Origin of the sequence: Marinobacter sp. M5B, assembly GCF_042604615.1 — a bacterium.
GTDB classification, from domain to species: Bacteria; Pseudomonadota; Gammaproteobacteria; order Pseudomonadales; family Oleiphilaceae; genus Marinobacter; species Marinobacter salarius.
This window is the reverse complement of the sequence record NZ_CP156894.1, coordinates 738,494-752,233: the sequence shown is the minus strand read 5'-3', so window position 1 is coordinate 752,233 and position 13,740 is coordinate 738,494. Positions and strand designations below refer to the sequence as shown.

The following is a 13,740-nucleotide window of genomic DNA, read 5'->3' as shown; positions in this document are numbered from 1 at the left end:
TTTTGTGCAAATTCTTTTTAACCGCCCGCCTCACGGGTCAGGTTTCTGGCGCCATCGTGTGTAACGACCACATTATCCTCAATGCGAATACCGCCGCACCCTCGTAATTCATCGATCACTGAACGGTTAAAGTTCTTCCCCAGTGGCCCATCCAATACCGGGTCCAGCAATGAAGGAATGATATAAAGCCCCGGCTCTATGGTGACGACCATGCCTGCCTCCAGGGTCCGGGTCAGGCGTAGGAATGGGGCGTCTGACGGCGGCGGTTCTTTCTTGCCAGAGACGTCATGCACCTGAACTCCCAGGAAATGACCAATACCGTGCGGAAAGAACGCCCTGGTAACGCCCTGCTCCACCAGGGTTTCGTCATCCACCCCCTGAACCACTCCGGCGGCATTCAACAGTGCCGCAATGCCTTGGTGGGTCTTGCGATGGATCGCCACATACTCCACGCCGGGTGCAACCATCCCGCACAGCCGTTGCTGCAATTGTTCCAGCCCCTGAATCAACGCGGCAAAACGTCTTTCCCCTGCCCCGGGCGTGGTGCGGGTAATGTCGGAACAGTAACCGCGAAAACGGACACCGGCGTCGATCAGAAGGCTGCGGGGACGCGCAGGGGCTTCGGTGTCATAGTATTGGTAATGCAGGGTGCCGGCGTGTTCATTCACGCCGATAATACTGTGATACGGCGCTTGGGCTTCACGCTGCCCGGTCGTCTGCTGGTAGGCCAGGTTTATTTCAAACTCACTGCCTCCGTCCAGAAACGTCTTTCGGGCCGCCCAGTGGCCCTGCATGGCAATGTGGTTGGCACGAGCCAGGCAGGCTATTTCATACGGGGTCTTATGCACCCGGGTTTCGTCCAGAGCAGACAACAGGCCCTCCGGATTATGCTCCCCATCAACCCCGGACAACTGGGACGGGTCGCCCACAACGGCAAGCCTGCCATTGACGTTCATTACCGGCGCTTCCCGACGATCACTGGAACGCACCTCCATCGACTGCAGCCAGGGCTCGTCCGGCAATTCCGGAGTGGCATGCCAGAAGTCCACGGGGTGATAAAGACTGAGCAGCGGCTTATGCCCGGGCCGGATAAGTAACCAGCTGTGTTCCTGCCCGGTCAGCCCGGTCCAGTGCAGGAAGGGGCCATAGCCCTGAAAATGCCATGCCTGGTCGTCACCATAACGCACGGGTGCGGCGCCGGAACTGATCAGCAGGCCGTCATAACCCTGCTCGGCGATGGCGTGCTCGTAACGCTGCTGGAGCGTGCGAATATGATCCGTCTGCAGTGACAGTAACTCGGTGTCAGACATGCTTGTTTTCCAGTGTTTTCCAGAGGGTTAGCAGATCGTCGGAACGGGGCTCACGCAGGCGAATCAAGCGGATCTCCAATGGCACATCGCAACGCTTGTCCCCGGCCCGGGTAAGGCTGCCAAAACGCTCGCTCTTTTCCGTCATTCGTTGTGGCAGCCACCCCATGCCAAAGCCCTGTTTTACCAGCGCCTTGATACCGGCCGATTGGGTATTTTCATTCAGTGGCAACAGGTTGGCTGGCAGCTTGCGCCTGTTCAGGTGCCCCTCGATGGCAGACTGCAGGAACCCCCGGGAGTGATAAGCAATCAGCGGGACGGGCTGTTCCGGCGTGCCCGGCAGCGCAAATCGTGGTTGCCCGTTTTCATCGGCCACACTTACAGGCACCAGAAATTCCCTCGCCAGCGTCACCCATTCGTAGCGGTCCTCGCTCAGATGATCCTTCCAGGGCAGATCCTCATGCCAGTAGCACAGCACCAGGTCACATTCGCCGCTATCCAGCGCATCCAGAAACTGCTCCCCCACCCAGTTGGTGGCTTTCAGGTTCAGTTGTAGCCGCTCGGCCAATCCCTCCTGCCGGGCCCACCCCTGATAAAAGTGGGAAAACAGCCCCTGGGTTGATCCCACACTGATCCGGGCAGACGCCTCGGACTCCATGTCGCTGATCCGGTCTTTGGTTTCACGAACGTCCCGCGTTACGCGCTCGCACAGCTCAACGAAAGCCTCCCCCGCCGGTGTCAGCGACAATGGCAGGGTCTGGCGGTTGATCAGTGTTGCCCCCATGGCTTCCTCGAGAAGCTTGATGCGGCGGCTGAACGTCGGCTGGCTCACATGCTGCAGTTCAGCGGCACGTGAGAAATGACGCGTTCGGGCCAGCGCCATGAAGTCTTCAAGCCAGCGTATTTCCATGGTGTTACCAGCGTCGGGAATGGTTGTCAGGCATCATAGCCCATCGTGGGGAACTGGCTATAGCCGCCCTTCCTCCACCGCATGACACGCAACCTGGGCGCCGCCATCCGTCGCTATCAACTGAGGTATTTCCTGCCGGCATCGGTCGTCGGCATACGGGCAGCGACCATGGAAGACGCAACCTGACGGCAACTGCACCGGTGTCGGAACCTCGCCCTGTAACCGGATATGGTTGGGCCGGTCGTCCTCCAGCTTTGGAATAGCCGACAGCAACGCCTGGGTATATGGATGCCTCGGGGTATTGAACAGCGTTCTGGTATCTGCCAACTCGCATACCCGGCCAAGGTACATGACCGCGACCCGGGTACCAAAATGCTCTACCACGGCCAGATCATGAGTAATAAAAAGATAGGTCAGGTTGCGGCTTTCCTGAGCTTCCATCAGCAGGTTGAGCACCTGCGCCTGAATAGAGACGTCCAGCGCCGAAATCGGTTCGTCCGCAACGATGAACTCGGGGTCGACCGCCAGCGCCCGGGCAATGGCAATGCGCTGGCGCTGACCGCCGGAAAATTCATGACCAAAACGGCTACCCCAGTCCGGGTCGATCCCCACCGACTCCATAACATCCTGCACCTTGTCACGGATCTGGGACTCCGAGGCATCCGGCTGATGAAAGCGAATTGGCTCTTCCAGGGTTTGCTGGATGGTCATCCTCGGGTTCAGCGAGGCGTAGGGGTTCTGGAAGATCATCTGCATCTTGCGGCGGTACGGCAGCACCTCTTTACCGTCAAGATTGTCGATACGCTGGCCGTCGTAGTGGATCTCACCAGCGCTGGGAGACAACAACCCCATAACGGTACGGGCCACGGTCGATTTACCACAGCCGGACTCACCCACAACACACAACGCTTCGCCTTTCTGGACCTGCAGATCAACGCCATTGATCGCATGCACGGCTTCCTGTTTGCGGTGGAAACGACCGCCTTTGAATGAGATCTGCTCCAGCAGGCCACCGGAAAGATCAAACTTCTTCTCCAGGCCGCGTATATCGACCAGCGTGGATGACGGGGAGGTCACGATTCCACCTCCTGCATGCGTTTCTCCTGCTCAATAAGGTTGCTGACTTCGTAACAGGCCACATCCACATTACCCGACCGAACATACTCCGGCATCCGACGCTTGCACTGATCAGTGGCGAAGGAACAGCGTGGGTGGAAGGGACAGCCTGTGGGCACATTCTTCAGGGACGGCATGGAACCCGGGATCTGGAACAGCCGCTCGCCGGGCTCACCCATCTGGGGCAGCGCGTTGATCAGCCCCTGGGTATAGGGATGCTGGGCATCATTGATGATTTCGCGGGTGGGCCCTTGCTCAATGATTCGGCCGGAATACATCACCAGCATGCGCTGGGTGACCTGAGACACCACACCGAGATCGTGAGTGATCAGCATCAGCGCCACGTTGTCCTGCTCGCACAGCTCCAACAGCAACGCCATGATCTCAGCCTGAATCGTCACATCCAGGGCCGTCGTCGGCTCATCCGCGATGATGATTTCCGGGTCCAGCAGCAATGCGATGGCGATGATAACGCGCTGGCGCATGCCGCCAGACAGTTCATGGGGGTATTGATCCAGGCGCTTGTCCGGCGACGGAATCTGTACTTTGCGCAGCTTGTTCAGGGCGATATCCCGGGCCGCCCTGGTGCTGATCCGGCGGTGCGCCTTGAGCGCTTCCACCATCTGGGTGCCAATGGTCAGCACCGGGTTCAGGGTCATCATCGGGTCCTGGAAAATCATGGCGATGCGGTTGCCGCGAATCTTGCGCAGTTCCCGCTCGCTCATGGCTGCCAGGTCCTTACCCTCGAACAGGATCTGGCCAGCGGCAATGTAGCCGGGCCGGGCGATCAGGTTGAGAATGGAGAAAGCCGCTACGGATTTACCCGCGCCGGATTCCCCTACCAGCCCCAGGCGCTCGCCCTTGTCGAGGCTGAAACTGATGCCACGCAGAGCGGTAAGGTCCCCGCCACGGACAGCGAAGCGGGCCTCAAGATCTTTTACTTCCAGCAATGGCATGGCGTTACCCCTTGTACAGCCGTGGGTTCATGACATCCCGCAACCAGTCACCCAGCAGGTTGATGACCAATACGAGTACCACCAGCACCAGACCGGGGATCAGGGTGATCCACCAGGAACCACTCTGGATGTAGTCAAAACCGGATTTGATCAGCGAGCCCAGCGACGGCTGGGTTTCCGGCATGCCCAGGCCCAGGAACGACAACGCCGCCTCGGAAATGATCGCGTTGGCGATCTGTACCGTGGCAATGACGAAAATCGGTGACAGGGTATTGGGCAGGATGTGGCGGAACATGATCCGGCGGGTGCGAAACCCCATCACCTTGGCCGCATCCACGTATTCCTTTTTCTTCTCCGCCAGTACCGAGGCCCTCACTGTACGGGCAATCTGAGGCCACTCTGCCACACCAATGATGAAGATCAGCATGTAGATAGCGACTTCGCCGAACATCAGATTGCCAAAGCTGGCCTTAAACACGGCACCGACAATGATCGCGACCATCAGGGTAGAGAACGACAGCTGCACATCGGCAATCCGCATCAGGATGGAGTCGACCCGACCGCCCAGATAGCCCGCCAGCAGGCCAAACAGGATGCCCAGCGCCGCTTGCAGGACAACCGCGCCAAACCCGATCAACAACGACACCCGGGTGCCGTACAGAATGGTGGAGAGCAAATCCCTGCCCTGGGCGTCGGTGCCCAGCGGGAAGGCCGGATCGGAGCCATCCAGGCCGACCGGTGGCAGCTCGGAGTTCATGATGTTGATCTGGGCCAGGTCGTAGGGGTCGGCCGGCGCCAGCAAAGGCGCAAAGACGGCCGCCAGCACCATGGACAACAGCACGATAAAGCTGGCAATCGCCACCTTGTCGCGCTTGAAGCTGTACCAGAGGAAGGACTCGCGAAAGCGATCCCAGCGTGAAAGAGTCGCCGTCGTCATGCTTTCTTACCTGTCAGTTTTACGGTGGGATTCACCAGACCGTAGATCAGATCCACCACGGTATTGGTAATCACGAATATCAGGCCTACCACCATCAGGTACGCCACGATCAGGGGAATGTCGCTGCGGGTGATGGCCTCCAGGAACATCAGCCCGACACCGGGCCACTGGAACACGGTTTCCGTAAGAATGGTGTAGGCCACCATGATGCCGATCTGCACACCGCCCACGGTAATCACCGGCAGCATGGTGTTCTTGAGCGCGTGCAGGAAATAGACCCGGGAAGAGCTCAGGCCCTTGGCGCGGGCGTACCGGATGTAGTCACTCTGCAGCACTTCCATCATCTCTGCACGGATCAGGCGGATGAACAGCGGCAGCATGATGGACGCCAGCGATACCGACGGCAGGATCAGGTGCAGGAGGCCGCCCTGGGAGAAAAAGCCGGATTCCCAGGTGCCGAACAGCGGCGTCAGGTCATCACCCCGACCGTAGGACGGCAAACCGCCTTCAGTGGATAGTGCGGCGTTCAGCCACTGCCCCCAGCCTGCATCCTGCGGGAACCAGTCGACGGTGATACCGATCGAGAAAATCTGAATCAGTACGATGGCGGTCAGGAACACCGGAATGGAAATCCCGACGGTACTGACCCCCATGAAGAATTTGGATAGCCATGCCTGAGGGCGAATCGCGGCGAACACCCCGATGGGCACCGAGAACACAATAATAATCAGGCTGGCGCCGATCACCAGCTCGAGGGTGGCCGGCAGGTGCTCGAGGATTACGTCCATGGTGGGCTTTCCGTAAAAATAGGAAATACCCAGGTCACCCTGCAGGGCGTTACCGGCAAACCGGACGTATTGCACAACCAATGGGTCATTCAGTCCCATTTCCTCACGGATCGCTTCCCGCTCATCCTGCGAGACGGACATGCCCACCATCTGTTGAAGCGGGTCGCCCAGGCCATCCTGAATGGCGAAAGCAATCACACTGATCACGAACATGACCAGTACGGCCTGGGAAATTCGCTGAACCAAAAACGCTAACATGAAAAATTCCGGGTCAAGCTGCAAACAAAAGGCCGGCTCCAGGCTGATCCGAAGCCGGCCCGCCCATAAAGGCTGTTACTCCACGACCAGGTCGCCCAAGTACGGGAAGTTCATCACGTTGAGGATCGGTTCGATCTTCACGTTCTTCTTGCTGGCCCAGGCCAGGTCCTGCCAGTGCAGGGGAACGAACGCTGCGTCGTCATACAGGCGCTGCTCCACCTCTTTCAGCATGGCGGTGCGCTTGTCCAGATCCGTCTCGACGTTGGCCTTGTTGACCAGCTCGTCGATCTCCGGGTTGCAGTAGTTACCGGCGTTGTACTGGCCCGAACCGCTGTGCGCATCCGGGCAGAAGGTCAGGAACTCGTAGAAGTTGGCGGAGTCCTCGGTGTCTGCGTGCCAGCCGATCATCATCATGTCGGCGGCGCGGGCGTCATACTCCGGCCAGTATTGGGCTTTCGGCAGCGTTTTCAGATCCACCTTGATGTTGATACGCGCCAGCATGGCGGCAACCGCCTGGGCGATCTTGTCGTCATTCACGTAACGGTTATTGGGCGCCATCATGGAGATGGTGAAACCGTCTTCATAACCGGCTTCTTTCATCAACTGCTGGGCTTTTTCGACATCAAACCGCGTTGCCAGGGATTCATTGTGGCCCTGGTAACCTTCCGGCGACATCTGAGCGGCCGGGGTAGCGAAGCCCTTCATGATCTTGGCGGCAATGCCTTCCTGGTTGATGGCATAGGCAATGGCCTCGCGCACTTTCGGGTTCTTGAACGCTTCCACCCGGTCCTGATTCATGTGGAACAGGATGATGCGGGTACCGCTCATGGTCACCAGATCGGCGTTCTTGTCACGGCGAATACGCTCCAGATCGGTCGGCGGCACCGGTGCAATGAAATCCACACCGCCAGACAGCAGCGCGGAGACACGGGTGTTGTTTTCCTTGATCGGAGTCAGCACGATCTTGCCGACGTTACCCGGTGACTCGGTATCCCAGTAATCGTCGAAGCGTTCAAACTCGACACGCACGCCCTGCTGACGACCGGTAATGACATAAGGGCCTGTGCCGGACAGATTCTCGGAAGCAAAAGAATTGCCGTGCTTGGTGATGGCGCTCTTGTCTTTCCCGCTTTCGGTCTTACCGGTGTAAAACTCGCTGTCCAGCGGGAAGATGTAAGTCGCGGTGTTCAGCAGCAGCGGGTATGGCTCGTTGGTCACCAGCTCAAAGGTGTAGTCATCAATCACCTTGAGTTCGCTGAACGGTTTGAAGATGGCTTTGTAGTCCTGGCTCTGCTTCAGGCGATTAAAGGTGAACTTGACGTCTTTGGCGGTCAGCTCGTTGCCAGAATGAAAATTCACACCTTCACGCAACTCGAAGCGCATGGTGTTCTCGTCAATACGCTCCCAGCTTTTCGCCAGACGCGGCTCGAAGCCGAGATCCTTGGTCCAGCGGATCAAGGGATCAAAGGTCATGTGGCTTAACTGCAACATGCCGCCGGAGAGCTGTTCGTGAATGTCCAGGCTTACAGGGTCGGCGTCGTACGCCATTTTCAGTTCCTTGTTCGCCTCGGCAGACATCGCCATCGGGGCTGTTGCCAGGGCCATGGAACCAACAAAAGCAGTCAGTAGTGTTTTCATCGCGTTTTCCGTCGCTGTTTTAAGAATTTTTGCGGCACATCGGCGCAACTTCACGCCAGATGTCTGCGCTAAAAACTAGTCGTGGAAAACCCGAACAGCAATCGAAATTGCGACTTGGCGTTATTCGTGAAGTGAATGACCCTGTTTGGGGCGCTTACCAAAGGCGAAACGCCAGCGGCAGAATCAATGCGGTGAACACCCCTGTAAGCCCCATTCCCAGGGAGGCAAAGGCACCGGCTGTGCGACTGATCTCGAACGCTCGCGCCGTTCCCACCGCATGGCCGTTCAGCCCGAGCGCAAAACCCAGAATGCGGTCGTCGGTGATCGACAGCGCCCTGGAAAGCAGGTCGACAAAGAGCGTTGCGACAACACCGGTCACCAGAAGCCCGCCCATCATCAGCGGCACCGAACCGCCCAGTTGTTCGGTAATACCAATGGCAATGGGCGCGGTCACCGACTTCGGCGCCAGGGACGCCAGCACCAGAGGTGTCGCCCCGAGAGCCCAGGCGATCACGACCGCATATACGGCCGCCAGGGTGGCCGCTATTGGCAGGGTGCACAGAATCGGACGCCACAACGCCCGCACGTGGTGCATCTGCTGGTACAACGGTATACCGAGCGCGACGGTGGCCGGCCCGAGCAACAGCATCAGCCACTGGGCACCCTGCTGATACCGGGTGTAGTCCAGCGACAATAGCGCGATGGTGGCCGACAACAGGAAGGCCGAAAGCACCACCGGTGGCAACCAAAGCGGGCGCCCCATCCTCCGGAAAAGCCAGTTGCCCGCAAAGAAAGCGCCCAGGGTTAACCCAATCGCCAGTATCGGGCTCGCAGACAGGGTATTGGGAAGCGCGAGAAAACGCTCCAGGAGATCAGTCATCCGACGCTCTCCGCTGCCCTGCCTTGACCAGAGACGCCATCAGCAGCAGCGTGGTCAGCACACTCAAAAAGGTGCCCACCAAGAGCGCCCCCGCCACCGCCAGCCACTGGCCGCTGAACTGATCAGCAGAGAAGAACACACCCACCACGCCCGGCATGATCAGCAGCACCAGCACCGAAATCAGTCCCTGGCTCGCCGTGGCCAGGTCATCACTGACACTGCCCTTAAGCATCAGCGTGATTGTCATCAGAATCATGCCCAGCACACCGCCGCTGACCGGAATCAGGAAAACCAGTCGCAAGGCTTCGCCAAGCATGAAACATAAAACCAGAGTCAGGAAACCCCGCAACATCGACATATTGTCATGCTCATCAAGTAACGAATTGCTCTACACTAGCCCATACCCAAAGTTTGACACCAGTTCGGATACCCCATGGCGCTCAAGGCAACCATCTTTAAAGCAACACTGAACATCGCGGATATGGACCGGCACTATTACGGTGACCACCACCTCACCATCGCCCGCCACCCGTCCGAGACCGACGAGCGCATGATGATACGCCTGCTGGCTTTCATACTGAACGCCAGCGAGAGCCTGGAATTCACCAAAGGGATCAGCACGGACGACGAGCCGGATCTGTGGCAAAAAAGCCTGAGCGACGAGATCGAACTGTGGATCGAGCTCGGCCTGCCCGACGAGAGCCGCCTGCGCAAGGCCTGCAACCGGGCGGATCAGGTTATCCTGTACACCTACGGTGGCCGCGCCGTGCCGCTGTGGTGGGAGAAACACCAGGGCAAACTGACTCGCTTCGACAACCTCACCATCATCGACCTGCCGACAGACGACACCGAGTCTCTGGCTGCCCTGGCTGAGCGCGGCATGAACCTGCAATGCACCGTCCAGGACGGCACCGTCAATATTGGCAATGACGACACGCTCGTCAGTGTGACACCCCTGCCGCTCTACCCTGAGTAAAAAATCCCCCGCCGGGGTCTACCAGAACGATCCAGTTTACGTTAAGGTAAACTTTAGCCGATATTGACCCGGGCCGCACCAGGTTCCGTCAGTTTGGCTATACTCAAAGCAAGCATCGACACCCTCACAAGGGGTGTTTTGTTCCTCAGGCCACTACCCCAGGAAGAGGATTATGACAACAACAAAATCCAAAGTTGTTTATAACCCGGTTTTTACCGACGGTGCGGAGTTCCGAATTCCCACCTTCAAGTTACTCAAGCAGGACGGCTCGCTCTACAAAGGCGCCAAGGCTCCTGAGCTCGACAAAGACAAAGCCCTGCGCATCTACCGGGCGATGGTCACCACCCGGATTCTCGACGAACGCATGCTCGCGGCCCAACGGCAGGGGCGCCTGAGCTTTTACATGCAGTGCACCGGCGAGGAAGCCGCGGTTATTGGCAGTACCGCCGCACTGGATGACGCCGACATGATCATGGCTCAGTACCGTGAACAGGGCTCTCTGACCTATCGCGGTTTTTCTATTGATGAGTTCATGAACCAGCTGTTCGGCAACGAACTGGACTATGGCAAAGGTCGCCAGATGCCAGTTCATTACGGTTCCCGCAAGCTGAACTACATGACCATTTCCTCGCCACTGGCCACGCAAATCCCTCAGGCCACGGGCTACGCCTACGGTCAGAAACTGGCGGGCGAAGGCCACTGCACCATCACCTACTTTGGCGAAGGCGCCGCTTCGGAAGGAGACTTCCACGCTGCCCTGAACATGGCCGCCGTCCACCGCGTTCCGGTTATTTTCCTGTGCCGGAACAACGGCTACGCCATTTCCACCCCCGCCGCCGAGCAGTTCGCCGCTGACGGCGTGGCACCCAGGGCCTACGGCTATAAGATGGACGTGATCCGTGTTGACGGCAACGACATCCTGGCCGTGCACGAGGCCACCAAGGAAGCCCGCAAGCTGGCGGTGGAACACAACCGGCCGGTGCTGATTGAAACCATGACCTACCGCCTGGCGGCACACTCTTCTTCTGACGACCCCTCCGGCTATCGTAGCAAGGACGAGGAAGCGGTATGGCGCGAGAAAGACCCTATCCTGCGCATGCGTCTCTGGCTCGAACGCAAGAAGTGGTGGAGCGAGGACGATGAGAAACAGCTGCAGGAAAACATGCGCCGGGAAGTGCTCGAAACCATGAAACGGGCACAGAAGCGGCCGCCACCCGCGCTCGACACCCTGGTGAGCGACGTCTACGACGAGGTACCGCCGGGGCTGGCCGAGCAATTCGACAAACTCAAGGCGCACATCCGCCGGCATCCGGACGAATATCCGAAAACCGCAGAACAAGCAAAGGGAGGTGCGTGAGATGACCCAGATGAATATGCTCCAGGCCATCAACAACGCCCTCGACACTGCCATGGCCGCCAACGAGCGGGTGCTGTGTTTCGGTGAAGACGTGGGCATTTTCGGTGGTGTATTCCGCGCCACCAGCAACCTGCAACAAAAATACGGCAAGGACCGCTGTTTCAACACGCCGCTGGTCGAGCAGGGCATCGTCGGTTTTGCCAACGGCCTGGCCGCACAGGGTTCCGTGCCCGTGGCCGAGATTCAGTTTGCCGATTACATTTTCCCGGCCTTCGACCAGATCGTGAACGAGTCGGCCAAGTTCCGTTATCGCTCGGGCAGTCTGTTCGACGTGGGCGGGCTAACGATTCGTGCGCCCTACGGCGGCGGCATCGCCGGCGGGCTTTACCACTCACAGTCGCCGGAAGCCTACTTTGCCCACACACCGGGCCTGAAAATCGTGGTGCCACGCAACCCGCATCAGGCCAAGGGCCTGCTACTGGGCGCCATCCACGACCCCAACCCAACCCTGTTCTTTGAACCCAAGCGTCTCTATCGCGCCTCCGTCGGGGAAGTGCCCGACGAAGATTACCGGCTACCGCTGGGCGAAGCCGAAGTGATCAAGGAAGGCACCGATATCACCGTGTTGGGCTGGGGTGCGCAGATGGAAGTGATTGAGCACGCCGTCGAACGGGCGGAGAAAGAAGGCATTTCCTGTGAAGTCATCGACCTGAGAACCATCCTGCCCTGGGATGTGGAAACCGTAGCCAAGTCGGTGCTCAAGACCGGGCGCCTGGTCGTCACCCACGAAGCGCCACTGACCGGTGGTTTTGCCGGTGAAATCGCGGCGACCATACAGGAGCGCTGCTTCCTGTACCTGGAATCCCCGATCGCTCGCGTGACCGGGATGGACACCCCCTTCCCGCTGGTGCTGGAAAAAGAGCACCTGCCCAACCACCTGAAGGTCTACGAGGCCATCAGGTCGAGCGTGGATTTCTAGGTTGATATCAGGACAGGAGAGCAATCATGAGTGATTTTATACTGCCCGATATCGGCGAAGGTATCGTGGAGTGCGAACTGGTCAAGTGGCTGGTCAGCGAAGGCGACATCATCGAAGAAGACCAGCCGGTGGCCGAAGTCATGACCGACAAGGCGCTGGTGGAGATCCCGGCGCCCTATAAAGGCAAGGTGACGCGCCTCTATCACAAGGAAGGGGACATCGCGAAAGTGCACGCCCCGTTGTTTGAACTGGTGGAGGAAGGCGGCGACAGCCAGCAAGATTCAACGCCTGAGCCCAAAGCCCCGGAAACGGCCAGCGAAACGCCGGCAACCCAGGCACAAGCCAGCTCCGGCGAAGCAGATGGCGACGACCCAACGGAAGACTTCATCCTTCCGGACATCGGCGAAGGCATCGTCGAATGCGAAGTGGTGGAATGGCGCGTGGCCGAGGGCGACGAGATCGAAGAAGACCAGCCGGTGGTGGACGTCATGACCGACAAGGCCATGGTCGAGATCACCGCCCCCAAGGCCGGCCGTGTCACGAAGCTTTACCATAAGCAGCAGGAAATGGCGCGGGTGCATTCTCCGCTGTTTGAGTTCGTTCCCCGTGAGCGTGACGAGCCGGCCCAGGCCCAGAAAACGTCACACGCAGCCCCGGAAGCAGAATCGAAACCAACGCCAACCACCGCGCAACCCGTCGTATCCCGCAACCAACCGCGGACGCCGGCCAGCCCGGCTGTACGCCGCATTGTTCGCGAACACGACCTGGACCTGGCGGACATCGCAGGTTCCGGCAAGGATGGCCGGGTACTGAAGGCCGATGTACTGGCTCATCTCGACAAACCCGCCACAACCTCACCGGCACAGGACAGCTCCGGCGAGTCGAAACCGGCAAGCTCAGGCGGTGAGCGCCGTCGGCCATCCCGGGAACAGGAAGTGCGCGTTGAGCCCATCCGCGGCATGAAAGCCGCTATGGCCCGCAGCATGGTTACCTCGGCGACCACCATTCCCCACTTCATCTACAGTGAGGACATCGATGTCACCGACCTGCTCAAACTACGGGAGCAACTGAAACCAGAAGCCGAAGCCAACGGATCAAGGCTGACTCTGATGCCCTTCTTCATGAAGGCCATGGCCCTGGCGGTGCAGGAGTACCCGGTACTCAACAGCCGCCTCAACGACGACGTCACCGAGATCCACTACCAGCCGCAGTGCAATATCGGCATGGCCGTGGACGGCAAAGCCGGGCTGATGGTTCCCAACATCAAGGGTGTGGAAGACCTGACTCTGCTGGGCATTGCCGACGAGGTAGCTCGCCTGACCGAGGCTGCCCGCTCGGGCCGTGTCAGCCAGGAGGATCTCAAGGGTGGCACCATCACCATTTCCAATATTGGCGCTTTGGGTGGCACCTACGCCGCCCCGATCATCAACCCACCGGAAGTGGCGATTGTGGCCCTTGGCCGTACCCAGAAACTGCCGCGCTTTGACAGCAATGGCCAAGTGGTCGAGCGGTCCATCATGACCGTGAGCTGGGCAGGCGACCATCGCATTATTGATGGCGGCACCATTGCACGCTTCTGCAATCGCTGGAAAGGCTACCTGGAATCGCCGCAGTCGATGCTGCTGCATCTGGGCTGAC

The 13,740-nt window shown here is 59.0% G+C and carries 13 protein-coding genes; 4 read left to right on the top strand and 9 right to left on the bottom strand.

All coding sequences use genetic code 11. The features are described 5' to 3' along the window. Positions 1-17 precede the first annotated feature (17 nt). From pepQ to AAGD24_RS03310, 9 genes are all read right to left on the bottom strand, one after another. Positions 18-1,310: a Xaa-Pro dipeptidase gene (pepQ, locus tag AAGD24_RS03350; protein ID WP_228210342.1), complete on the bottom strand. Its 1,293-nt coding sequence runs from the start codon at positions 1,308-1,310 to the stop codon at positions 18-20. Next, on the bottom strand, positions 1,303-2,217 hold the full coding sequence (locus AAGD24_RS03345) for a LysR family transcriptional regulator (protein ID WP_151982903.1): 915 nt from the start codon (positions 2,215-2,217) through the stop codon (positions 1,303-1,305). Before AAGD24_RS03345 ends, pepQ begins: the two co-directional genes overlap by 8 nt. Positions 2,218-2,274: 57 nt before the next feature. Beyond that, on the bottom strand, positions 2,275-3,294 hold the full coding sequence (locus AAGD24_RS03340; RefSeq protein WP_036202954.1) for an ABC transporter ATP-binding protein: 1,020 nt from the start codon (positions 3,292-3,294) through the stop codon (positions 2,275-2,277). Then, positions 3,291-4,289 carry an ABC transporter ATP-binding protein gene (locus AAGD24_RS03335; protein ID WP_085681715.1) on the bottom strand — a complete coding sequence of 333 codons (999 nt, stop codon included), beginning with the start codon at positions 4,287-4,289 and terminating at the stop codon, positions 3,291-3,293. The genes AAGD24_RS03340 and AAGD24_RS03335 overlap by 4 nt, the downstream gene beginning before the upstream one ends. Positions 4,290-4,293: 4 nt before the next feature. After that, positions 4,294-5,226, bottom strand: a complete 933-nt coding sequence (locus AAGD24_RS03330; protein WP_036202948.1) for an ABC transporter permease — start codon at positions 5,224-5,226, stop codon at positions 4,294-4,296. Beyond that, positions 5,223-6,272 (bottom strand): ABC transporter permease, encoded by a 1,050-nt coding sequence (locus AAGD24_RS03325; RefSeq protein ID WP_075194986.1) that lies wholly within the window; start codon positions 6,270-6,272, stop codon positions 5,223-5,225. Before AAGD24_RS03325 ends, AAGD24_RS03330 begins: the two co-directional genes overlap by 4 nt. Before the next feature lie 75 nt (positions 6,273-6,347). Next, on the bottom strand, positions 6,348-7,910 hold the full coding sequence (locus AAGD24_RS03320) for an ABC transporter substrate-binding protein (RefSeq protein WP_305937431.1): 1,563 nt from the start codon (positions 7,908-7,910) through the stop codon (positions 6,348-6,350). 154 nt (positions 7,911-8,064) lie between these two features. Continuing rightward, positions 8,065-8,790, bottom strand: coding sequence for an LrgB family protein (locus tag AAGD24_RS03315; RefSeq protein ID WP_151982907.1), 726 nt, complete (start codon positions 8,788-8,790; stop codon positions 8,065-8,067). Then, positions 8,783-9,148, bottom strand: coding sequence for a CidA/LrgA family protein (locus AAGD24_RS03310; protein WP_075194983.1), 366 nt, complete (start codon positions 9,146-9,148; stop codon positions 8,783-8,785). Before AAGD24_RS03310 ends, AAGD24_RS03315 begins: the two co-directional genes overlap by 8 nt. A 75-nt stretch (positions 9,149-9,223) precedes the next feature. Between AAGD24_RS03310 and AAGD24_RS03305 the strand changes: the two genes are divergently transcribed. The 4 genes from AAGD24_RS03305 (at position 9,224) to AAGD24_RS03290 (ending at position 13,739) form a co-directional block, all read left to right on the top strand. Beyond that, positions 9,224-9,766 (top strand): YaeQ family protein, encoded by a 543-nt coding sequence (locus AAGD24_RS03305; RefSeq protein WP_036202925.1) that lies wholly within the window; start codon positions 9,224-9,226, stop codon positions 9,764-9,766. 172 nt (positions 9,767-9,938) lie between these two features. Next, positions 9,939-11,123, top strand: a complete 1,185-nt coding sequence (locus tag AAGD24_RS03300) for a thiamine pyrophosphate-dependent dehydrogenase E1 component subunit alpha (protein WP_036202922.1) — start codon at positions 9,939-9,941, stop codon at positions 11,121-11,123. Between the two features lies 1 nt (position 11,124). Next, positions 11,125-12,102 (top strand): alpha-ketoacid dehydrogenase subunit beta, encoded by a 978-nt coding sequence (locus AAGD24_RS03295; RefSeq protein WP_036202919.1) that lies wholly within the window; start codon positions 11,125-11,127, stop codon positions 12,100-12,102. 26 nt (positions 12,103-12,128) lie between these two features. After that, entirely contained in the window at positions 12,129-13,739 is a 1,611-nt protein-coding gene (locus tag AAGD24_RS03290) for a dihydrolipoyllysine-residue acetyltransferase (RefSeq protein ID WP_036202916.1), read from the top strand. The last annotated feature ends 1 nt before the right edge of the window (position 13,740 follow it).